This window comes from Escherichia sp. SCLE84 (genome assembly GCF_012584495.1).
Lineage (GTDB): Bacteria > Pseudomonadota > Gammaproteobacteria > Enterobacterales > Enterobacteriaceae > ECMA0423.
The window spans coordinates 1,377,338-1,399,942 of sequence record NZ_CP051430.1; the positions used below are offsets into that span (position 1 = coordinate 1,377,338).

The 22,605-nt window shown below is 50.5% G+C and carries 16 protein-coding genes; 5 read left to right on the forward strand and 11 right to left on the reverse strand.

All coding sequences use genetic code 11. From position 1 onward, the window contains the following. The first annotated feature begins 35 nt into the window (after positions 1–35). Both pflB and pflA read left to right on the forward strand, forming a co-directional pair. The gene (gene pflB, locus HGD79_RS06900; RefSeq protein WP_001292822.1) at positions 36–2,318 is read left to right on the forward strand and encodes a formate C-acetyltransferase; all 2,283 of its coding nucleotides are present in this window, start codon (positions 36–38) and stop codon (positions 2,316–2,318) included. 191 nt (positions 2,319–2,509) lie between these two features. Beyond that, positions 2,510–3,250, forward strand: a complete 741-nt coding sequence (gene pflA, locus HGD79_RS06905) for a pyruvate formate lyase 1-activating protein (RefSeq protein ID WP_000111043.1) — start codon at positions 2,510–2,512, stop codon at positions 3,248–3,250. A gap of 81 nt (positions 3,251–3,331) precedes the next feature. Here pflA and HGD79_RS06910 read toward each other — a convergent pair whose 3' ends face one another. Beyond that, positions 3,332–3,922 carry an NAD(P)H oxidoreductase gene (locus tag HGD79_RS06910; protein ID WP_001190375.1) on the reverse strand — a complete coding sequence of 197 codons (591 nt, stop codon included), beginning with the start codon at positions 3,920–3,922 and terminating at the stop codon, positions 3,332–3,334. A 99-nt stretch (positions 3,923–4,021) separates the two neighbouring features. On the opposite strand from HGD79_RS06910, the gene HGD79_RS06915 reads away from it, so the two are divergent. Further along, entirely contained in the window at positions 4,022–4,930 is a 909-nt protein-coding gene (locus tag HGD79_RS06915) for a LysR family transcriptional regulator (RefSeq protein WP_001242676.1), read from the forward strand. Here HGD79_RS06915 and HGD79_RS06920 read toward each other — a convergent pair whose 3' ends face one another. Together HGD79_RS06920 and HGD79_RS06925 are read right to left on the reverse strand one after the other, a co-directional pair. Then, complete coding sequence (locus HGD79_RS06920) at positions 4,931–6,361, reverse strand: amino acid permease (RefSeq protein WP_000918506.1); 1,431 nt, start codon at positions 6,359–6,361, stop codon at positions 4,931–4,933. 209 nt (positions 6,362–6,570) lie between these two features. Further along, on the reverse strand, positions 6,571–7,719 hold the full coding sequence (locus tag HGD79_RS06925) for an MFS transporter (RefSeq protein WP_000109295.1): 1,149 nt from the start codon (positions 7,717–7,719) through the stop codon (positions 6,571–6,573). A gap of 314 nt (positions 7,720–8,033) precedes the next feature. On the opposite strand from HGD79_RS06925, the gene ycaC reads away from it, so the two are divergent. Then, positions 8,034–8,660, forward strand: a complete 627-nt coding sequence (gene ycaC, locus HGD79_RS06930; RefSeq protein ID WP_168848342.1) for an isochorismate family cysteine hydrolase YcaC — start codon at positions 8,034–8,036, stop codon at positions 8,658–8,660. Positions 8,661–8,695: 35 nt separating this feature from the next. Here the strand turns inward: ycaC and dmsC are convergent, their stop codons facing one another. The 8 genes from dmsC to lrp form a co-directional block, all read right to left on the reverse strand. Continuing rightward, positions 8,696–9,559 carry a dimethyl sulfoxide reductase anchor subunit DmsC gene (gene dmsC, locus HGD79_RS06935; RefSeq protein WP_000534637.1) on the reverse strand — a complete coding sequence of 288 codons (864 nt, stop codon included), beginning with the start codon at positions 9,557–9,559 and terminating at the stop codon, positions 8,696–8,698. Position 9,560: 1 nt separating this feature from the next. Then, entirely contained in the window at positions 9,561–10,178 is a 618-nt protein-coding gene (dmsB, locus tag HGD79_RS06940) for a dimethylsulfoxide reductase iron-sulfur subunit DmsB (protein ID WP_000213098.1), read from the reverse strand. Between the two features lie 10 nt (positions 10,179–10,188). Then, on the reverse strand, positions 10,189–12,633 hold the full coding sequence (dmsA, locus tag HGD79_RS06945) for a dimethylsulfoxide reductase subunit A (protein ID WP_000850306.1): 2,445 nt from the start codon (positions 12,631–12,633) through the stop codon (positions 10,189–10,191). A 238-nt stretch (positions 12,634–12,871) separates the two neighbouring features. Further along, a complete protein-coding gene (gene serS / locus HGD79_RS06950; RefSeq protein WP_000886683.1) occupies positions 12,872–14,164 on the reverse strand; it encodes a serine--tRNA ligase in 1,293 nt (430 codons plus the stop codon). 90 nt (positions 14,165–14,254) lie between these two features. Further along, positions 14,255–15,598, reverse strand: a complete 1,344-nt coding sequence (rarA, locus tag HGD79_RS06955) for a replication-associated recombination protein RarA (protein ID WP_000067748.1) — start codon at positions 15,596–15,598, stop codon at positions 14,255–14,257. A gap of 10 nt (positions 15,599–15,608) precedes the next feature. Beyond that, positions 15,609–16,220 (reverse strand): outer membrane lipoprotein chaperone LolA, encoded by a 612-nt coding sequence (gene lolA / locus HGD79_RS06960; protein WP_001307085.1) that lies wholly within the window; start codon positions 16,218–16,220, stop codon positions 15,609–15,611. A gap of 154 nt (positions 16,221–16,374) precedes the next feature. Then, positions 16,375–20,442, reverse strand: a complete 4,068-nt coding sequence (gene ftsK, locus HGD79_RS06965; RefSeq protein WP_000077020.1) for a DNA translocase FtsK — start codon at positions 20,440–20,442, stop codon at positions 16,375–16,377. Between the two features lie 134 nt (positions 20,443–20,576). Further along, complete coding sequence (lrp, locus tag HGD79_RS06970) at positions 20,577–21,071, reverse strand: leucine-responsive transcriptional regulator Lrp (protein WP_000228473.1); 495 nt, start codon at positions 21,069–21,071, stop codon at positions 20,577–20,579. Between the two features lie 544 nt (positions 21,072–21,615). On the opposite strand from lrp, the gene trxB reads away from it, so the two are divergent. Next, positions 21,616–22,581, forward strand: a complete 966-nt coding sequence (gene trxB, locus HGD79_RS06975) for a thioredoxin-disulfide reductase (protein ID WP_000537418.1) — start codon at positions 21,616–21,618, stop codon at positions 22,579–22,581. Positions 22,582–22,605 lie beyond the last annotated feature (24 nt).

Genomic DNA, 22,605 nt, shown 5'->3' on the forward strand with positions numbered 1-22,605 from the left:
TAAATAAAAAATCCACTTAAGAAGGTAGGTGTTACATGTCCGAGCTTAATGAAAAGTTAGCCACAGCCTGGGAAGGTTTTACCAAAGGTGACTGGCAGAATGAAGTAAACGTCCGTGACTTCATTCAGAAAAACTACACTCCGTACGAGGGTGACGAGTCCTTCCTGGCTGGCGCTACTGAAGCGACCACCACCCTGTGGGACAAAGTAATGGAAGGCGTTAAACTGGAAAACCGCACTCACGCGCCAGTTGACTTTGACACCGCTGTTGCTTCCACCATCACCTCTCACGACGCTGGCTACATCAACAAGCAGCTTGAGAAAATCGTTGGTCTGCAGACTGAAGCTCCGCTGAAACGTGCTCTTATCCCGTTCGGTGGTATCAAAATGATCGAAGGTTCCTGCAAAGCGTACAACCGCGAACTGGATCCGATGATCAAAAAAATCTTCACTGAATACCGTAAAACTCACAACCAGGGCGTGTTCGACGTTTACACTCCGGACATCCTGCGTTGCCGTAAATCTGGTGTTCTGACCGGTCTGCCAGATGCATATGGCCGTGGCCGTATCATCGGTGACTACCGTCGCGTTGCGCTGTACGGTATCGACTACCTGATGAAAGACAAACTGGCACAGTTCACTTCTCTGCAGGCTGATCTGGAAAACGGCGTAAACCTGGAACAGACTATCCGTCTGCGCGAAGAAATCGCTGAACAGCACCGCGCTCTGGGTCAGATGAAAGAAATGGCTGCGAAATACGGCTACGACATCTCTGGTCCGGCTACCAACGCTCAGGAAGCTATCCAGTGGACTTACTTCGGCTACCTGGCTGCTGTTAAGTCTCAGAACGGTGCTGCAATGTCCTTCGGTCGTACCTCCACCTTCCTGGATGTGTACATCGAACGTGACCTGAAAGCTGGCAAGATCACCGAACAAGAAGCGCAGGAAATGGTTGACCACTTGGTCATGAAACTGCGTATGGTTCGCTTCCTGCGTACTCCGGAGTACGATGAACTGTTCTCTGGCGACCCGATCTGGGCAACCGAATCTATCGGTGGTATGGGCCTCGACGGTCGTACCCTGGTTACCAAAAACAGCTTCCGTTTCCTGAACACCCTGTACACCATGGGTCCGTCTCCGGAACCGAACATGACCATTCTGTGGTCTGAAAAACTGCCGCTGAACTTCAAGAAATTCGCCGCTAAAGTGTCCATCGACACCTCTTCTCTGCAGTATGAGAACGATGACCTGATGCGTCCGGACTTCAACAACGATGACTACGCTATTGCTTGCTGCGTAAGCCCGATGATCGTTGGTAAACAAATGCAGTTCTTCGGTGCGCGTGCAAACCTGGCGAAAACCATGCTGTACGCAATCAACGGCGGCGTTGACGAAAAACTGAAAATGCAGGTTGGTCCGAAGTCTGAACCGATCAAAGGCGATGTCCTGAACTATGATGAAGTGATGGAGCGCATGGATCACTTCATGGACTGGCTGGCTAAACAGTACATCACTGCACTGAACATCATCCACTACATGCACGACAAGTACAGCTACGAAGCCTCTCTGATGGCGCTGCACGACCGTGACGTTATCCGCACCATGGCGTGTGGTATCGCTGGTCTGTCCGTTGCTGCTGACTCCCTGTCTGCAATCAAATATGCGAAAGTTAAACCGATTCGTGACGAAGACGGTCTGGCTATCGACTTCGAAATCGAAGGCGAATACCCGCAGTTTGGTAACAATGATCCGCGTGTAGATGACCTGGCTGTTGACCTGGTAGAACGTTTCATGAAGAAAATTCAGAAACTGCACACCTACCGTGACGCTATCCCGACTCAGTCTGTTCTGACCATCACTTCTAACGTTGTGTATGGTAAGAAAACTGGTAACACCCCAGACGGTCGTCGTGCTGGCGCGCCGTTCGGACCGGGTGCTAACCCGATGCACGGTCGTGACCAGAAAGGTGCTGTAGCGTCTCTGACTTCCGTTGCTAAACTACCGTTTGCTTACGCTAAAGATGGTATCTCCTACACCTTCTCTATCGTTCCGAACGCACTGGGTAAAGACGACGAAGTTCGTAAGACCAACCTGGCTGGTCTGATGGATGGTTACTTCCACCACGAAGCATCCATCGAAGGTGGTCAGCACCTGAACGTTAACGTGATGAACCGTGAAATGCTGCTCGACGCGATGGAAAACCCGGAAAAATATCCGCAGCTGACCATCCGTGTATCTGGCTACGCAGTACGTTTCAACTCGCTGACTAAAGAACAGCAGCAGGACGTTATTACTCGTACCTTCACTCAATCTATGTAATTAGATTTGACTGAAATCGTACAGTAAAAAGCGTACAATAAAGGCTCCACGAAAGTGGGGCCTTTTTTAGCACGAGAGCCTTTTTTGTCAGCTATCTATACTTTAAGGTGACTGCCAAAACAGACTCGACGTAGCCTTCGAGCTGCGCACCAACACGGCCTCAGATGGGCCACATCTGGAGAAACACCGCAATGTCAGTTATTGGTCGCATTCACTCCTTTGAATCCTGTGGAACCGTAGACGGCCCAGGTATTCGCTTTATCACCTTTTTCCAGGGCTGCCTGATGCGCTGCCTGTATTGTCATAACCGCGACACCTGGGATACGCATGGCGGTAAAGAAGTTACCGTTGAAGATTTAATGAAAGAGGTGGTGACCTATCGCCACTTTATGAACGCTTCCGGCGGCGGCGTTACCGCATCCGGCGGTGAGGCAATCCTACAAGCTGAGTTTGTTCGTGACTGGTTCCGCGCCTGCAAAAAAGAAGGCATTCATACCTGTCTGGACACCAACGGTTTTGTTCGTCGTTACGATCCGGTGATTGATGAACTGCTGGAAGTAACCGACCTGGTAATGCTCGATCTCAAACAGATGAACGACGAGATCCACCAAAATCTGGTTGGAGTTTCCAACCACCGCACGCTGGAGTTCGCCAAATATCTGGCGAACAAAAATGTGAAGGTGTGGATCCGCTACGTTGTTGTCCCAGGCTGGTCTGACGATGACGATTCAGCGCATCGCCTCGGTGAATTTACCCGTGATATGGGCAACGTTGAGAAAATCGAACTCCTCCCCTACCACGAGCTGGGCAAACACAAATGGGTGGCAATGGGTGAAGAGTACAAACTCGACGGTGTTAAACCACCTAAGAAAGAGACCATGGAACGCGTGAAAGGCATTCTTGAGCAGTACGGTCATAAGGTAATGTTCTAATTTCCCCGTAAAGCGGCAACTTTATTGAGTTGCCGCTTTTTTATTCCGCGCTTCATTCTGCTACAGCGTTTTTAACACATCTTATAGTGCATCTACCATATCCCGTACCTGAGATAATAACGACTGATAATAGCTCGCGTGAAGTTCTTCCCCATCGAATACCACTGTATTACACAAGAAAGTGACATCGGCATCTTCAATACCAAGATAACTGCACATATTTTTTAAATAATCGCTTATATTTTTTTCCCAGCCCATCTGGACAAATGATTCTTTGTCTCCTCCAACCAGCGCCACCCAACGAACTTTATTGAATGGTAATTTGTGCCCATCTCCATAAGCCAGCCCATTATTCCATACTCTGTCAATATATCCTTTTAGCATTGCCGGGAAGCTGTACCACCAGAGAGGAAAAACCACCACTAACGTGTCATGCTCAAGCAGCTCTGAATAAAGCTGATGAACCTCTGGAGAATAACGTTTATCCATATTCTTCCAGTCTGGTTCATCTTCCGACGTCATCACCGGGTTGAAATTACGCCGATATAAATCGAGTTCCGTCACCTGTATTTTCCGCTCCATTGCCCGCTGATGGATCGCATCAGCAATATGTGCGGTCAATGAATCATGACGAGGATGGGCCCATACCAAATAAATACGTTCAGACTGCATAATTTTACCTCCACGTTAAGTTCTGGAGCGCACTTTACGCAGGCGGCATAATCCTGTAAACGTGATGATTCAGGATGAGTTAATGAAGGATTTTCACTAATGCGGATGAATATGTCTGACTTTGCCACTTTCTTTGCCGTGGCCCGTAATCAAAGCTTTCGTGCAGCGGGCGATGAATTAGGCTTATCCTCGTCCGCCATTAGCCATAGTATTAAAACACTGGAACAACGTCTTAAAATTCGCTTATTCAATCGGACAACCCGAAGCGTATCGTTAACGGAAGCGGGTTCTAATCTCTATGAACGATTGCGCCCAGCTTTCGACGAAATTCAGATCATGTTAGATGAGATGAATGATTTTCGTCTGACACCGACAGGAACGCTCAAAATCAATGCCGCCCGGGTAGCTGCACGTATATTTTTAATGCCTTTACTGGTTGGTTTCACACGTGAATATCCTGATATTAAAGTCGAGCTCACAACTGACGATTCTCTTGTCGATATCGTCCAACAGGGCTTTGACGCTGGCGTTCGACTTAGTGGCATCGTCGAAAAAGATATGATCAGCGTGGCGATCGGCCCACCAGTGAAATTATGTGTAGCAGCAACGCCAGAGTACTTTGCAAGATATGGCAAACCCCGCCATCCTCATGATCTGCTTAATCATCAATGTGTTGTTTTTCGTTATCCCAGCGGCAAACCTTTCCACTGGCAATTTGCAAAGGAGCTGGAAATTGCTGTCGCAGGAAATATCATTCTGGATGATGTTGATGCTGAACTGGAGGCCGTTTTGATGGGTGCTGGTATCGGGTATCTGCTCTATGAACAGATCAAGGAGTACCTTGATACTGGTCGTTTAGAATGTGTACTGGAAGACTGGAGCACAGAGCGTTCAGGCTTCCAGATCTATTATCCAAACCGCCAGTATATGTCCTGCGGCTTGCGCGCATTTCTCGATTATGTAAAAACGGGTCAGATCTGCCAGAGTCAGCGTCACCGACCACAATAATTATTTACTATTCGCTTTACGCGCCAGCAGCGGGAATATCAGTCCTAATCCTACCAGCACAAACGGCGTTGCAACATTCAGCGCCAACTGGAAGGTCCACTCTGCAGTGAAGGCTTCCATTTTCGGGAAGATCCCCGTCAAGCAGGCAAAGGCGGTAAAGGCAAAACACCAAATCCCGACGGTCATTGCCAGAGGCTTATTACGAATAAAGACATATTCTGGTTTATATTTCTGCGCCAGGCGAACGACTGCAATAAATGCAACAAATACCCATAAATAACGCAGCGGCATCACTACCGAGTTAAGATTCAACAGCCATTTATAGAGATTGTTCATATCACCGATGCCGAGAGTCGGCAGCATAATCAGAATTGCCACCAGCACCAGGGTCAGAAAATAGCCATTAACGGGCGTACCAGAAGCGTTGGTACGACATAAACTGGCTGGAATATATTTGCTGTCAGCATCACCTAATAGCACTTTAAGCGGGGCATCAATCGAGAATACCAGCGCAGCTACTTGTCCCAGGGTATTCGCAATGGCGTAAATCACCATTAAAGTATTACCCATGTTGTAATACTCGCCCAGCTTCTGAAAGGCGTAATATTGACCGTTAGTCATTAAGTCATCCGGGATATTACGCGAGTCAAACATCATCCCCATCGCCAGTGAGCCCAGAATGGCACAAACCGCAACCATCACCGCCAGGCATAGCATCCCTTTTGGAAATTCTTTTCCTGGGTTGCGCGTTTGATTAACGTAAGGAGAAATCTTCTCTGCTCCGCCAACCGCGAAAACCAGCATTGAAATAGTGGTAATGTAGGTAAAGTCGATATGAGGAATGAACGTTTCCCAGGTAATGTTTGTGGTCGCAATATGCACTTCAGTAATCGCAGGCGCGGTTACCGCCATCGCCACATACAGGAGCGACATAACAAACATCGCAATCCCTGCCACAGAACCGACGATTTTCAGCGATTTCATACCGCGTGAAGCAACCCACATAAAGAAGATAAACAGCACCAGCGTTAACCCCTGTAACGCTACGACTGAATATTCTTTGATTAGCGAACCGTCGCCTTTCATCGCCCAACCGAGCGCAATCAGAATTGCCTGGGGTTTTTGTGCCAGATAGGGAATATGCACCACCCAGTAGGTCCACGCGGCGAGATAAGCCAGTCCGGGTCCCATCGTGTGTTTAATCCAGGTACTGACCCCGCCCTTCCCATCTTTGAAGGTCGAGCCTAACTGACCAACAATTAGCGCATAAGGTGTGAAATAGAGTGCAAAGATAAACACCCATGAAAAAACAACCACCAGCCCCTGGTTGGCATAGTTATTAACAACGTTGCCAAAACCCCAGACAGTGATAAAAGACATCAGCGCAATGTTGTACCATCGCAACTGTTTTTCCTGAACATTCCCAGCCATAGACAAATCCTTCGCCAAAATTAAAGGGGCATCTGTAAAACGAGGGATTATGCGCGGCAAATAAGAAGTGCGGAAATAGCGAAATGCAAAATTATAACCTGCTGCACATTTTATTTTTAAACGAATAAAATTTGGAATAAAGCAAGTCAGATAGAAGAAACAAAAAAGCAGAGTGTGAAACAGTAAGTTCACACTCTGCTTGAATTCATTTACACGTGAGCAACGGGTTTCGGCGTATGACCGGCGTTGCGCAGCAGCATCAGCAAATAGATAAACGATACGCTGGCGATCATGATAAACAATAAATTATCGGAGAAATTCTGCATTAGCATAGCGGTAAATGACGGGCCAAGCAGACTTCCCACAGTATAACTCAACAGTAAGGCCTGGTTCATCGCCACCAGTTGATGATGTTCAACTTTCTCGCAAGCCCATGCCATCGCCACCGGATATAGCGTAAAGCCAGCGGCACCGAGGATGAATAACGCTGGGGCCATCGCCGCCTGGCTAAGCATCGCGATACTGCCGAGAATGACGACAAAGACCTGAACACGCAACACCAGCAGTCGACCAAACTTATCCGCCAGACGTCCAATCGGCCATTGTCCAAGGATACCCGCACTGACCAGTACCGCCATCCAGAAACCAATGCTGGCATTGCTCACCCCTTTGTGATTGAGGTACAGCGGCATCAGGCCATATAGAGATCCCAGAACGATTCCTGAGATAATGCAGCCATTCACGCCAAGCCGCGCCTGACGGAGTTTTAGCATTGACGTAATTGACGTCGAATCATGGTTTTCAGCCTGCTGATTCAGCACACGCGTAAACAACAGCGGTAAGATCCCTGCCAACGTCAAACCTGTAACCCACGGCAATACGGACATCAGCTCGGTTGAAACTTTGCTGACCAGTAACTGGCCTAAAAACGTTCCCACGTAATAAACCATCATATACGCAGCAAGCAAACGCCCACGGTTACGTGACGTCCCACTGCACATCAGCGCGCTCTCAACAACCACCCAAATCATGGCACAGCCGACGCCCGCGACAAAACGCCAAGCCAACCAGCTCCAGAATCCAATCATCAGGCCAAGGCCGGCACAGCCAGCGGCAAAAATGAAGGAGGCCAGATAATAGCTGCGGTTAAAGCCAATGCGCTTAATGACATACCCTGTCAGCAATGTACCGACAAGGTTGCCGGTAAAATAGGATGAGCTGACAACGCCTACCTGCCATGTGGACATGTGTTCCTGGGCGAGCCAAAGCGGCACGAGTGTATTTAACACCGCGATCGCCAGAGTCAACAAAAGCAGGCCAGACAGCAAAAGCATGACAGGCCGGGTATACGTGGACATGAATTAAAACCGTGAGGAAGTTCAAATTTCATGCGCATCATGCCACCGCCAAAAACATTGTCAATGGGTGAAAATACGCGCATATCGCAGCGGCGGTATTATCGATTTATATTACTCATTCATAACGCTAATGCTGAAGAGACGATTAATCTCATCTGATTGTTTTTATTGATCTAACACAAATTTCATACGCTTCGTTCAGTCGAAAAATTTCATGGTCACAGCAAACTCATATTTCCCGTCTATGCTTTCAGAGCAATGCATCGCGTCTGACCGATTTCAGACGTACCACTGACTCTCGAAAGGAGAAGAGGATGACCAAACCGTATGTTCGTCTTGATAAAAATGATGCTGCCGTTTTGCTTGTTGATCACCAGGCTGGTTTACTTTCCCTTGTACGGGATATCGAACCCGATAAGTTTAAAAATAACGTGCTGGCGCTGGGTGACCTGGCTAAGTATTTCAACTTACCAACTATTCTTACCACCAGTTTTGAAACCGGTCCTAACGGTCCATTAGTTCCAGAACTGAAAGCACAATTCCCCGATGCACCTTACATTGCTCGCCCGGGAAATATTAACGCCTGGGATAACGAAGATTTTGTAAAAGCAGTCAAAGCGACAGGTAAAAAACAGTTAATTATTGCCGGTGTGGTAACCGAAGTTTGCGTGGCATTCCCGGCGCTTTCAGCCATTGAAGAAGGGTTTGACGTCTTTGTCGTGACTGACGCGTCAGGGACCTTTAATGAAATTACCCGGCATTCGGCATGGGATCGCATGTCGCAAGCAGGTGCGCAATTGATGACATGGTTCGGCGTGGCGTGCGAGCTGCACCGTGACTGGCGTAATGATATTGAAGGACTGGCGACGTTGTTCTCTAACCATATTCCTGATTATCGTAATTTGATGACCAGTTATGACACGTTAACGAAGAAGAAATAAAAGAGAACCGGGGCCGAAACCCCGGTTGTTACTGATTAGCTTGCGACGGCCATCCCCACGGTCATATGCAAACCATAGAATACGCCGCGACCGATTAATTCCCCTGCCAGAAGCAGAATGAATGAGACGGATAGTAGCGGAACCGCAGGCTGATAACCTTTTAGCTGTGGTGCAATCCACAAGCACAGGGCAACGGCCAAAAGCACGATCCGCCAGGACATCAGCGCACCATAGTCCGGCACCAGCGCTGCGGCCTGCTGCACAGAACTATGAATAGTCGCCAGCTCTGCGCCCTGCATCACTGACACCACGCCACTCACTACCAGTGCCAGTACAGAAATTGCTGGCAGCAGACGCATCGCCCAGCCATCGACGCCAGCCAGACTCAACAACAGGTAACCCAGTAACGGGCCGCCCATAAACATCGTCAGGAAGAAGCCCATCGGCGTCCAGATGCTGTACCAGGTCGGAACGGTATCAATGCTGTTATACACACGCACCATCATCCAGACAAAGATGACGCCAAGAACCATCGTCACTATCAGCCACAGCGTACGCAATGCCGGTGACAGCTTTTTCAGCATTGCCAGCAACCAGCCGATGCCGCCTACGGCAAAAAAGATCGAACCGCTGGCGATTTCGTTACTGAGTGCTGAAGCCCCTACCCGGTTGAGCGAGTTAAAAGCGCGCATTGGTGAACCAAGATGGAGCATAGAGGCGATAAAGCCAATGCCCATCAGCACCCATAAACCAAACATGCAGGCGATAACACGCTGCTGGGCTTCTGCTCGCAGGTCGCCTTTGAGCAGCGCCAAAGCCAGAACGATAAAACCACCTGCTACACATTGCCCGAAGACCGTGAAGATCATCAGCGGCCATTCATGCCATCCACTTCCCATCTCACACCTCCTTCGGGTTTGCCAGATAGCCAGTGGTATCCCCGGTCGGGCGGCTATTGGCATTGGGTTTGATCACAATATTCGGTTTGGTAAAGTGAGCTCGCGGCAACGGCGCAACGGCCGCCAGATCGCCATGTTTTTTACGCAGCTCGTCGATAGGGCCGAAATCCAGCGCCCGCAGCGGACAAGATTCAACACAGATCGGCTTTTTACCCTCCGCAACACGGTCATAACAACCATCGCATTTGGTCATATGGCCTTTCGTTTCGTTATATTGCGGTGCGCCATACGGGCAAGCCATATGGCAGTAGCGGCAGCCAATGCACACATCTTCATCGACCACAACAAAACCATCTTCACGTTTATGCATCGCACCGCTCGGGCAGACTTTAGTACAAGCCGGATCTTCGCAGTGGTTACATGAAATCGACAGATAGTAGGCAAACACGTTCTGGTGCCAGACACCGTTATCTTCCTGCCAGTCGCCGCCAGCATATTCATAAATGCGGCGGAAGCTGACTTCTGGCGTCAAATCTTTGTAGTCTTTACAGGCCAGCTCGCAGGTTTTGCAACCGGTGCAACGGCTGGAATCAATAAAAAATCCATACTGGGTTGTCATCGGTTACTCCTTACACCTTTTCAACCTGAACAAGGTTTGTATGTGACGGATTCCCCTTAGCGAGAGGAGACGGACGTTGAGTGGTCAGTACGTTGATACAACCGCCCTTATCGACACGTTTTGTATCCGGGTCATACCAGGCACCTTCACCCAGTGCGACCACACCCGGCATCATTCGTGGCGTCACTTTCGCCTCAATATGAACCTCACCACGATCGTTAAAGATCCTGACTTTATCGCCGTTGTTGATACCGCGTTTTTGCGCATCAAGCGGGTTGATCCACATTTCCTGACGGCAAGCTGCTTTCAGCACATCAACGTTGCCGTAAGTTGAGTGAACGCGAGATTTATAGTGGAAACCCGTAAGCTGCAGCGGATACTGTTTGTTCAACGGATCCTGATAACTTTCAAAGCCCGGCGTGTAGATCGGCAGTGGATCGATTACATCGCCTTCTGGCAATTCCCAGGTAGCGGCAATGTCAGCCAGCGCCTGCGAATAAATCTCAATTTTGCCCGATGGCGTGGTCAGTGGATTTGCCTGAGGATCTTCACGGAAAGCTTTATAAGCAACGTGGTGCCCTTGTGGGTCGCGCTTTTTAAAGATCCCCTGCTTGCGGAACTCTTCAAACGTTGGCAGTTCAGGAATCGCTTCCCGCGACTGGGCATACAGATGCCGCATCCACTCTTCCTGTGTACGGCCTTCAGTAAACTGTTGCTCAACGCCAAGACGTTTTGCCAGTTCGCTGGTCATTTCATAGATGGTCTTACATTCAAAGCGCGGTTTAATCACCTGATCGTTGAAAATCACGTAAGACATATTCCCGCAGGATGCATCCAGTGCAAAGTCCATCTGTTCGGAAGCGGTGCAGTCAGGCAGCAGGATGTCAGCATATTTCGCCGATGAGGTCATGTGGCAGTCGATAACCACAATCAGCTCGCACTTCTTATCATCCTGAAGGATTTCATGGGTACGGTTGATTTCAGAATGCTGGTTAATCAGGCAGTTACCGGCATAGTTCCAGATCATTTTGATCGGCACATCCAGCTTATCTTTCCCGCGTACACCATCACGCAGCGCTGTCATTTCCGGGCCACGTTCAATGGCATCGGTCCACATAAACATCGAAATGCTGGTCTGGATCGGGTTTTCCAAGGTCGGCATACGGACAAACGGTAAGCTGTATGAACCTTCACGCGCGCCGCTGTTGCCTCCGTTAATACCAACGTTACCGGTCAGAATCGCCAGCATCGAGATAGCACGGGTTGCGATTTCACCGTTAGCGTGACGCTGCGGGCCCCATCCCTGGCTGATAAACGCCGGTTTGGTACTGCCGATTTCACGAGCCAGTTTGATGATTTTGTCTGCCGGAACACCGGTGATTTGTGAGGCCCATTCCGGTGTTTTAGCCACGCCATCTGGCCCTTCACCCAGAATATAAGCTTTATAGTGGCCATTTTTCGGCGCACTGGCTGGCAGGGTTTTCTCATCGTAGCCAACGCAATATTTATCGAGGAATGCCTGATCCACCAGGTTTTCAGTGATCATGACGTACGCCAGACCGTTAACCAGTGCGGCATCTGTTCCCGGACGAATAGGGATCCACTCATCTTCGCGCCCGGCACCGGTGTCGGTATAGCGCGGATCGATGATGATCATGCGGGCATTAGATTTCTGGCGTGCCTGTTCAAGATAGTAAGTCACCCCACCGCCACTCATTCGCGTTTCGCCAGGGTTATTACCAAACAGCACTACCAGTTTACTGTTTTCGATATCCGACGGGCTGTTACCATCTGCCCAGCCGCCGTAGGTATAGTTCAAACCTTCCGCAATTTGCGCGGAAGAGTAGTCACCGTAATGGTTCAGATAACCGCCGCAGCAGTTCATCAGGCGCGCGACCAGGGTATTTCCCGGGGGCCAGGAGCGGGTCATGGTGCCGCCCAGCGTACCGGTGCCATAGTTCAGATAGATGGATTCGTTGCCGTACTCTTTGATCAGGCGCTGCATATTGGTCGCGATGATGTCGTAGGCTTCTTCCCAACTAATGCGCTCAAATTTGCCTTCACCGCGCGCCCCGACTCGTTTCATCGGATATTTCAGGCGGTCCGGATTATAGACACGGCGACGCATGGAACGTCCACGCAGACAGGCGCGAACCTGGTGCAGGCCGTCGTAATTGTCATCGCCGGTATTGTCCGTTTCGACATATTTGATTTCACCGTCCACGACGTGCATACGTAGCGGGCAGCGACTACCACAGTTAACTGTACAGGCGCTCCAGATAACCTTTTCGTCTGATTTTGTTGGAATGGCGCTATCGACAGCGTGCGCAATCCGACTAAAAGGTAATGTTAATGCGCTGCTGGCCATTGCCAGGCCGCCGATCGCTGTCGTTTTTACCAAACCACGGCGACTCACCTCAGCAGCCAATACCGCATCAGGGATTTTCGTTTTCATAATGGCTCACTCAAGCTTGCTCACGATTGATTCCAGTAACAAACCGTATTGTGTAATTATTTCTATAGCAGCTCGCTATATAGGCTTGTATACATCGAATAATTTGAAAATCAAAGAGATAGGTAGATTTTCACTCGAAAGTAGTATTACGTGTAAGTGAGGAGTAATTATTGTTCGGTATCAAAGGGAGACAAAAAAAGCGCCCGCAGGCGCTTTTTAGATTCAGAAAAATTGGGTATTAGCCAATATATTCCAGTCCGTTCATATACGGACGCAGAACTTCTGGTACTTCAATACGACCATCAGCCTGCTGATAGTTTTCCATTACTGCAACCAGCGTACGACCAACAGCCAGACCAGAACCGTTCAGGGTATGAACCAGACGGGTTTTCTTGTCCGACTTGCTGCGGCAACGAGCCTGCATACGACGCGCCTGGAAATCCCAAACGTTGGAGCAGGAAGAGATCTCGCGGTAGGTGTTCTGTGCCGGGATCCATACTTCCAGGTCGTAAGTTTTGCAAGCGCCAAAGCCCATGTCGCCGGTACAAAGGATGATTTTACGGTACGGTAGGCCCAGCAGTTGCAGGACTTTTTCTGCATGACCAGTCATCTCTTCCAGCGCCGCCATTGAGTCTTCCGGGCGCACGATCTGCACCATTTCAACTTTGTCGAACTGGTGCATACGGATCAGACCACGGGTGTCACGACCATATGAACCGGCTTCAGAACGGAAGCATGGGGTGTGGGCGGTCATCTTAATTGGCAGATCATCTTCATCAATGATTTCACCGCGTACCAGGTTGGTCAGCGGAACTTCTGCCGTTGGGATCAGCGCATAGTTACTGGTGTCTGCTTCTTCTTCCAGCGGACGAGTATGGAACAGATCGCCAGCAAATTTCGGCAGCTGACCCGTACCGTACAGCGTGTCCTGGTTAACCAGGTACGGAACATAGTTCTCACTGTAGCCATGCTGTTCGGTATGCAGATCCAGCATAAACTGCGACAGTGCGCGGTGCATGCGAGCAATCTGCCCTTTCATCACCACAAAGCGCGAACCTGTCAGCTTAACTGCGGCTGCAAAGTCGAGGCCAGAGTGCATTTCACCCAGCGTCACGTGGTCACGAACTTCAAAGTCAAACTCACGCGGGGTGCCCCAGCGGCTGACTTCAACGTTGTCATTTTCGTCTTTACCTACCGGCACTTCATCTGCAGGCAAGTTAGGGATGGTTAGCGCGATATCGCGAATTTCAGCCTGTAAAGCATCCAGCTCGGCTTTTGCTGCATCCAGCTCTTCGCCCAGTTTGTTCACTTCCAGACGTAAAGGCTCGATATCTTCCCCGCGCGCTTTCGCCTGGCCAATGGATTTCGATCGGGAGTTACGCTCCGCTTGCAGGTTTTCCGTTTTGACCTGCAATACTTTACGACGCTCTTCAAGAGCGCCCAGCTTATCTACATCCAGCTTAAAGCCCCGGCGTGCCAGTTTTTCAGCGACTGCGTCTGGCTCATTACGCAGCAGATTGGGATCGAGCATGCTTATCCTGTGCTTATCGAATTAAATGGGAGATGTGGCCACAGCCTGCGACCACAGGGATACAGTAACAACATTACCGCAACGATAACATTAACGGTAGCGTTTTATGGGGCTATTTTGATCCTGTTCAGCCAGCCAGGCGAGCTTTTCGCCAATCTTGCCTTCAAGGCCCCTGTTTGTCGGGAAATAATAGCGTGTTTGTGCTATTTCCGGCGGGAAGTAAACCTCACCGGCAGCATAAGCGTTTGCTTCATCATGAGCGTAACGATATTCCTGCCCATAGCCCATTTCCTTCATTAATTTCGTCGGCGCATTACGCAAATGAACCGGTACGTCATAATCCGGGCGTTCGCGAGCATCGGCCAGCGCGGCTTTAAACGCAGTGTAGACAGCATTGCTTTTTGGCGCGCAGGCCAGGTAAACAATCGCCTGAGCAATGGCGCGTTCACCTTCCGCCGGGCCAACGCGAGTAAAGCAATCCCAGGCCGCAATTGCCACCTGCATCGCTCGTGGATCAGCGTTACCCACATCTTCAGACGCTATCGCCAAACAGCGACGCGCGACATATAACGGATCGCCACCAGCGGTAATAATTCGCGCATACCAGTACAGCGCCGCATCGGGTGCGCTACCACGTACCGACTTATGCAGTGCGGAAATGAGATCGTAAAAGCGATCGCCTTTGTTATCAAAGCGGGCGCTACGTTCACCGGCGATTTCGGTCAGTAATTCAGGCTTCAGGACCCGCTTACCGCGATCATCGACTTCGGCCATATCCGCCATCATTTCCAGCGTATTTAACGCCCGCCGCGCGTCGCCATTCACCAGTTCTGCAATGGCACGTCGTGTTTCATCTGGCAGAACAATATCCTGACCACCATAGCCACGGGTTTTGTCTTCCATCGCCTGAGTTAGTACTTGCTCAATATCCTCTGTACTCAGGGATTTCAACAGATAAACACGGGCACGGGAAAGCAGTGCCGAATTAAGCTCAAACGACGGGTTTTCAGTGGTTGCGCCAATAAAAGTGATGGTGCCGTCTTCAATATGTGGCAGAAATGCATCCTGCTGGCTTTTGTTGAATCGGTGCACTTCGTCAACAAAAAGAATAGTGCGGCGACCTGCATTGCGGTTTTGCCGGGCGCGCTCGATCGCCTCGCGAATCTCTTTCACGCCAGAGGTGACGGCAGAAATACGTTCCACATCAGCGTTCGCATAGCGGGCAATCACTTCAGCGAGGGTTGTTTTGCCGGTACCCGGCGGCCCCCAGAGGATCATAGAATGTAAATGCCCGGCTTCGATAGCGCGCGGCAACGGCTTCCCCGCAGCCAGCAAATGTTGCTGGCCGATATACTGTGCTAAATTTTCTGGCCGCATACGCGCGGCCAGAGGTTGAAAAGTATTATCCGAAAAATCGAGCGACAGATTGCTCACTCAGGTGCCTCTACTTACGTTGATCATCTACCGTGACGCCTTGCGGCGGGGTGAAGGTAAATTTCGCTGCATCCACAGCCCCATTTTGCTGGGATTTCAGTTGATAACTGCTGCGCTGATCGTCCTGCTCCACCGCGGTAAACTGATGGATTGTGCCATCACGTCCCACGTTAATGGTGAACTGCTTCAGATTGCCATTGCTGGCTTTCGGCGTCAGGACAAAGTCATCGCCATTCTGTTTGATATTGTACTGCTGCCAGTCGCTGGACTGGTTGCGGGCAATCAGCATAAACGGCGTATTACCGGTGGCATCTTTCAGCCAGGTTGCCGTAGCTTGCTCAACGAACGGGTTATAGAACCACAGTGTTTTACCGTCAGAAACCAGAATGCTTTCATCAGGTTGTGTCATATGCCAGTTGAATAAGTTTGGACGTTTCACCCACAGATCGCCCTGACCTTCCTGCACCGCCGCGCCGCTACCGTCAGTCACTTTTTGTGTGAAGCTGGCGTGGAAGCTGCTGACTTTATCCAGGCGGCTTTTCAGATCGCTTGCGGCATCAGCCCAAACGCTGCTTGCTACTAAGCTTGAGAGTAATGCACAGGTGATGGCAATTTTTTTCATCATTATTCCTCAAATTACGTCACTCCCGATCGGGAGTTCCCTCTACTCTCTATTCCAGGCTAATAATCAGCTTGAGGAAAGAAGAAAATACTGAATTTTCAGTTGATAGAGTGCCGGATGCGACGCTACCGCGCCTTATCCGGCAATGCATTAATTAGTCAAACGGCGGTGGGGCCAGCACTTCACGATTACCGTTGTGCCCCTGTTCGCTGACAATCCCCTGCGCTTCCATCTGTTCGATAATACGTGCTGCACGGTTATAACCAATGCGGAACTGACGCTGTACGCCAGAAATTGACGCTTTGCGTTTTTCAGTGACAAACTGCACCGCCTGATCGAACAACGGATCCAGTTCTTCAGCGCCATCGAAACCACCCGCACCACCTTCGCTTTCGCTGTCGGAGGTGATGCCATCAACATACTGTGGGCGACCACGCGCTTTCCAGTCCTGCACCACGGCATGAACTTCCTGATCGCGAACAAAAGCACCATGGACACGTACCGGCAACGTGGAGTTCGGCCCAGAGTAGAGCATATCCCCCATACCCAGCAGTGATTCCGCGCCAGCCTGATCAAGAATGGTACGTGAGTCAATCTTACTGGATACGGTAAAGGCGATACGGGTCGGAATATTCGCTTTAATCAGACCAGTAATAACATCAACCGATGGACGCTGAGTTGCCAGTACGAGGTGGATACCCGCGGCACGGGCTTTTTGCGCCAGACGTGCTATCAGCTCTTCCACTTTTTTACCTACCGTCATCATCAGGTCGGCAAATTCGTCAACCAACACCACAATGTATGGTTCTTTTTTCAGCACCGGATGCTGGGCATCCATACTGTCACCCGGCTTCCAGTACGGGTCTGGAATCGGACGCATCATGCGATCGGCTTCAGCAATTTTTTCGTTATAACCCGCCAGATTACGCACACCCAGCGCAGACATCAGTTTATACCGACGCTCCATCTCGTTAACACACCAGCGCAGCGCGTTGGCGGCATCTTTCATATCAGTAACGACTTCCGTTAACAGGTGCGGAATGCCTTCATACACCGAAAGCTCCAGCATTTTCGGGTCGATCATGATGAAACGCACATCTTCTGGCTGTGCTTTATAAAGCATGCTCAGGATCATCGCGTTCACACCGACAGATTTACCGGAACCGGTAGTCCCCGCAACCAACAAGTGCGGCATTTTCGCCAGATCGGCAACCACCGGCTCACCGGCGATATCTTTACCCAGCACCACGGTTAATGGCGACGGATTATCGCGGAATTTGGCGTTATCCAAAACTTCGCGCAGATAAACGGTTTGTCGTTTTTTATTTGGTAACTCCAGACCTACATAGGGTTTGCCAGGAATAACTTCAACGACACGCACCGCCACCGTCGAAAGTGAACGGGCAAGGTCCCGTGACAAGTTAGAAATGCGCGCCGCTTTTACGCCAGGAGCCAGGTTAAGTTCAAAGCGAGTGATAACCGGCCCCGGAGAGTAATTGACGACATCGGCTTTAATACGGAAATCAGCCAGACGCGCTTCCACCAGACGAGCCATTTGTTCAAGCGCAAAGGTATCTACCGGCTCCACTTCGCTCGGCGGCGGTGTCAGCAAATCCAGAGAAGGCAGCGGCGTCGTCGGTTTATGCAACGGACGGCTGTCGCCATTACGCATCAACAGCGGATGAAGCAGGGTATCCTGCTGCCGCGGTGCAACCGGTTGTTGCGGCTGCTGATACTGCTGCTGCGGCGCAACTGGTTGTTGCGGCTGCTGATATTGCGGCTGTGGCGCAACCGGTTGTTGCGGCTGCTGATATTGTGGCTGCGGCGCAACCTGCTGTTGTGGCTGCTGATACTGCTGCTGCGGTGCAACCGGTTGTTGCGGCTGCTGATATTGCTGCTGTGGCGGAACTGGTTGTTGCGGCTGCTGATACTGCTGCTGCGGTGCAACCGGTTGTTGCGGCTGCTGTACAGGTTCAACAATTGGCGTAAACAACGGTTCGTGTGGACCATCATCCAGCAACGCTTTCATTGGCGAAAATTCAAAATCATCCAGCGAGAACGGATTCGCCCCAGCCGGTTGTTCGCCGGAATAACGTTGTTGTTGAGTTTGCGCAAACTGACGAGCCAGTTCAGCCTCTGCCGCAGCATCTGCATCTTCTGCGTTTACGGGCACATCATGTTGATACTGTTCGCCATAGCGTTGCTGCTGTGTCTGGGCGAACTGACGTGCCAGTTCATCCTGCTGCATCGCATCGATTTCATCATCGTTATACTGATCGCCAGAATCATACTGATTGCGCTGGGCTTCACGGGCTTTCTCTTCCGCCGCACGCTGTGAGGGCAGCTTAATACCGTAAGACGCCAGTTCACGACGAGTTGGCACGCGGATACGTTTCGGTCGTGGCAACTGCGGGCCAATCCCCTCTTTGACTTGCGGACGCGGTCCACCGCTATTTGCCAGACTGAAGACTGGCGCGGCAACGGTTGCGGCAGCCCCCGTCGCCAGTGTCGCTTTTTTCACGCCAGATGCCAGCGGAGAAACAGCGGCAGCGGCTTCTACTGGAGGTACTGCTGCAACAGAAGGCGCTTTCAACGAAGATTTGATCGGTTCTGGTTCTTTAACCGGTTCTGGAATCGGTTGATACCAGGCCGCAAGTTGTTCACGTTCACGGGCTCGCTTCTCTTCCACTTCTTCAAAATAGTAAAGCGGCGGACGCGCGGGTTTTGTCTCTTCTACAACGGGTTCAGGCTCCACAACAGGCTGCTGTTCAACGGATTGCGGCTGTTGGTACAACGGCTCCTGAGCGGCTGGTTGCTGATAAGTTTGCTCAGTCTGGTATGTAGACTGTGGAGCAAAAGTGGATTGCTGCTCTTCGGCTTGCCAGGCGTTACCTGCCACCGGTTGTTCTGGCGCAGGGGCGTAATACGGTTGCTGAACAGGTTGTTCCGCCGCAGGAGCGTAGTAAGGTTGTTGCGCAGGTTGTTCAGCTGCAGGTGCATAATACGGCTGCTGCGGCTGTACTGGTTGTTGCAGCGGCTCATTATATTGCACTGCAGGCTGCGCATATTGTGACTGCTGTGGGTAACCTTCCGGTGCAGGAGCAATAACCGGCTCTCCCGTTTGTGGACCCGGTACAGGCTGCCAGGCTACTGTAGGTTGCGAAGGTGGAACATCAACAGAGGCAACAGGCGGCGTCTGAGTCACAGGTTCAACCGGCGCAGCCCAGCTTTGTGTCGCCGTGGTAGCAGCAGCTGCTACAGCGACAGGTTCGGTAATTGGCGCACCGTTTAATAATGGATCGTATTCGTCATATTCTGGCTGCGTTGCACGATTGCCCGAAAATAGGACGTCGTCCGGGTCGGCAGCCACACCGCGTGCAGTGTAGATAATCTCTTCGTCATCATCCATCCGCTTACCGGAGAACAACGCAGCGTCTGTTTGCCGCCCCATCGGATTAATGAATTTTTCCGCCAACCGTTTACGACGCGCTAGCGCGCCGCGAAGAATACGGGCACGGCGTGATTCATGCTGTTTGCCGTGGTTTTCATCTTCATACTCTTCGTCATCTTCATATTCATCTTCATCGACCCAGGTATCATCGCGACGGGTACGATTACTGGCGAAGGTGAGAATGTTTAAAATCCAGCCGCCGAGTTTTTCAGCAATGGTCACCCATGACCAACCGGTGAACAGCGTCAGGCCCGCAGCCCAAACGCAGAGCAGCGCAATAGTTCCCCCGCTACTGTGTAGCAGTGGTTGTAGCGTAGTGCTTAGTAAGCTGCCAATGACGCCACCGGAGGCAAAATACCAGATATCGTCAGCGTTGATTGCCGCCAGACCACAGGAGGTAAGGATGAGCGCCAAAACGCCAATGATGCGTAGCGAAACGGCAAAATAATCAATGTATTCGTCACTGGACTGATGACGCCAGGCAAACCAACAACCGCCGACAATAATGACGGGAATGGTGTAAGCCATCACGCCAAAAATAAAGAACAGCGTATCTGCCAGCCACGCACCGGGCATCCCACCTAAATTATGGATAGGTTCATGCCAGGCCGTTTGCGACCAGCTGGGGTCCGAAGGGTTAAAGCTTAGTAAGGCAGCCATCAACCAGACGGCAAACAGGACAATAAGGATCAGCAACGCTTCCAGAAGGCGACGGCCGCTACTTAACTTTGTCAATGTGACTTCTTTGTCTTCAGTGTATTCCTGGCTCAAGAAAGGCTCTCCAGGTTACAGGCTTTTCCTGCCCGATGCTAAAACGGACAACAGTACCAGGTTACCCCAGTACTGTTGCTGTATGGATTAACAGGAGTGTAATCAAAATACGCCGATTTTGCACCTGTTCCGTGTTAGCGCGTCTTAATAACCAGACGATTACTCTGCTTGACTTCTTCCATAACAACGTATGTCCGTGTGTCATTGACGCCAGGCAGACGCAGCAGGGTTTCCCCCAGCAACTTACGGTAAGCTGACATATCCGGCACGCGTGTTTTCAACAGGTAGTCGAAATCACCAGATACTAAATGACACTCCTGAATTTCTTCAAGTTTTTGTACAGCGGTATTGAATTGTTCAAACACATCCGGTGCGCCACGATTCAGAGTAATCTCAACGAATACCAGAAGTGATGCATCCAGATAATGGGGGTTAAGCAGCGCCGTATAGCCCTGAATAAACCCTTGTCTTTCCAGCCGACGCACACGCTCAAGGCACGGCGTTGGGGAAAGTCCCACACGTTTAGAAAGCTCGACGTTAGAAATACGCCCATCCTTTTGCAACTCATTAAGAATGTTACGATCGATACGGTCGAGATCTTTGCCAGGGCGCTTCTTGCTATCTACCATTATTATTGTCTCTCTGTATTCCTTCCCTACTCCTGTCTGACCCTGAAACATCACTGTTCAGAGTCGCTACCCGTCACGATAGACCGAAATCATGAAGATTCACGGCGCGCAATGCCTGGGTCTACGGTGAGAAGACCGTTGCCTTGTGGCAGCTATCGACATCACGAATGGCGTCTGTCCACGCCATACGTAGATTTCACTAGCACGGTAAACATGGTATTTACATGCATGGTTATGCGCATATAAGAATACTGTTTTTTTTCTTCCTCGAATGTTTTCGCAAAACACCAGGGGATTGTCAAAGCAAAACATCGATTTTTAGTACAACATGCCAGATATTCATTAACAGGGGCGTTTATTCATCATTTAATCGGCTTATAAAGCGGGAAATTTAAGTAGCAGAGGTGATAATGACGGGAGAATTTGACCTGCTTATCGATGCTGCCGATTGCACAAATTGTTAACAAAATCGTCATACTCTTTTTTTACGTCTGTAAATTCCCTACAATCCTGCCCATTGTCTGCCAACAACTATGGGGATCTCATGGGCACGACCAAACACAGTAAACTGCTTATCCTGGGTTCAGGCCCGGCGGGATACACCGCTGCTGTCTACGCGGCGCGCGCCAACCTGCAACCTGTGCTGATTACCGGCATGGAAAAAGGCGGCCAACTGACCACCACCACGGAAGTGGAAAACTGGCCTGGCGATCCAAACGATCTGACCGGTCCGTTATTAATGGAGCGCATGCACGAACATGCCACCAAGTTTGAAACTGAGATCATTTTTGATCATATCAACAAGGTGGATCTGCAAAACCGTCCGTTCCGTCTGAATGGCGATAACGGCGAATACACTTGCGACGCGCTGATTATTGCCACCGGAGCTTCTGCACGCTATCTCGGCCTGCCCTCTGAAGAAGCCTTTAAAGGCCGTGGGGTTTCTGCTTGTGCAACCTGCGACGGTTTCTTCTATCGCAACCAGAAAGTTGCGGTCATCGGCGGCGGCAATACCGCGGTTGAAGAGGCGCTGTATCTGTCTAACATCGCTTCGGAAGTGCATCTGATTCACCGCCGTGACGGTTTCCGCGCGGAAAAAATCCTTATTAAGCGTCTGATGGATAAAGTGGAGAACGGCAACATCATTCTGCACACCAACCGTACGCTGGAAGAAGTGACCGGCGATCAAATGGGTGTCACTGGCGTTCGTCTGCGCGATACGCAAAACAGCGATAACATCGAGTCACTCGACGTTGCTGGTCTGTTTGTTGCTATCGGTCACAGCCCGAATACTGCCATTTTCGAAGGGCAGCTGGAACTGGAAAACGGCTACATCAAAGTGCAGTCGGGTATTCATGGTAATGCCACCCAGACCAGCATCCCTGGCGTCTTTGCCGCGGGTGACGTGATGGATCATATTTATCGTCAGGCCATTACTTCGGCCGGTACAGGCTGCATGGCAGCACTTGATGCGGAACGCTACCTCGATGGTTTAGCTGACGCAAAATAATTTTACAAATCAGTAACAAAAGTA

Excerpts from the sequence above, each read along its gene's own strand:
- HGD79_RS06925 (WP_000109295.1), bottom strand. The coding sequence starts at position 7,719 with ATGTCCACGTATACCCGGCCTGTCATGCTTTTGCTGTCTGGCCTGCTT.
- serS (WP_000886683.1), bottom strand. The coding sequence starts at position 14,164 with ATGCTCGATCCCAATCTGCTGCGTAATGAGCCAGACGCAGTCGCTGAA.
- pflB (WP_001292822.1), top strand. The coding sequence starts at position 36 with ATGTCCGAGCTTAATGAAAAGTTAGCCACAGCCTGGGAAGGTTTTACC.
- dmsC (WP_000534637.1), bottom strand. The coding sequence starts at position 9,559 with ATGGGAAGTGGATGGCATGAATGGCCGCTGATGATCTTCACGGTCTTC.
- ycaC (WP_168848342.1), top strand. The coding sequence starts at position 8,034 with ATGACCAAACCGTATGTTCGTCTTGATAAAAATGATGCTGCCGTTTTG.
- trxB (WP_000537418.1), top strand. The coding sequence starts at position 21,616 with ATGGGCACGACCAAACACAGTAAACTGCTTATCCTGGGTTCAGGCCCG.
- lolA (WP_001307085.1), bottom strand. The coding sequence starts at position 16,220 with ATGAAAAAAATTGCCATCACCTGTGCATTACTCTCAAGCTTAGTAGCA.
- dmsB (WP_000213098.1), bottom strand. The coding sequence starts at position 10,178 with ATGACAACCCAGTATGGATTTTTTATTGATTCCAGCCGTTGCACCGGT.
- HGD79_RS06910 (WP_001190375.1), bottom strand. The coding sequence starts at position 3,922 with ATGCAGTCTGAACGTATTTATTTGGTATGGGCCCATCCTCGTCATGAT.
- HGD79_RS06920 (WP_000918506.1), bottom strand. The coding sequence starts at position 6,361 with ATGGCTGGGAATGTTCAGGAAAAACAGTTGCGATGGTACAACATTGCG.
- dmsA (WP_000850306.1), bottom strand. The coding sequence starts at position 12,633 with ATGAAAACGAAAATCCCTGATGCGGTATTGGCTGCTGAGGTGAGTCGC.
- HGD79_RS06915 (WP_001242676.1), top strand. The coding sequence starts at position 4,022 with ATGCGGATGAATATGTCTGACTTTGCCACTTTCTTTGCCGTGGCCCGT.
- pflA (WP_000111043.1), top strand. The coding sequence starts at position 2,510 with ATGTCAGTTATTGGTCGCATTCACTCCTTTGAATCCTGTGGAACCGTA.
- lrp (WP_000228473.1), bottom strand. The coding sequence starts at position 21,071 with ATGGTAGATAGCAAGAAGCGCCCTGGCAAAGATCTCGACCGTATCGAT.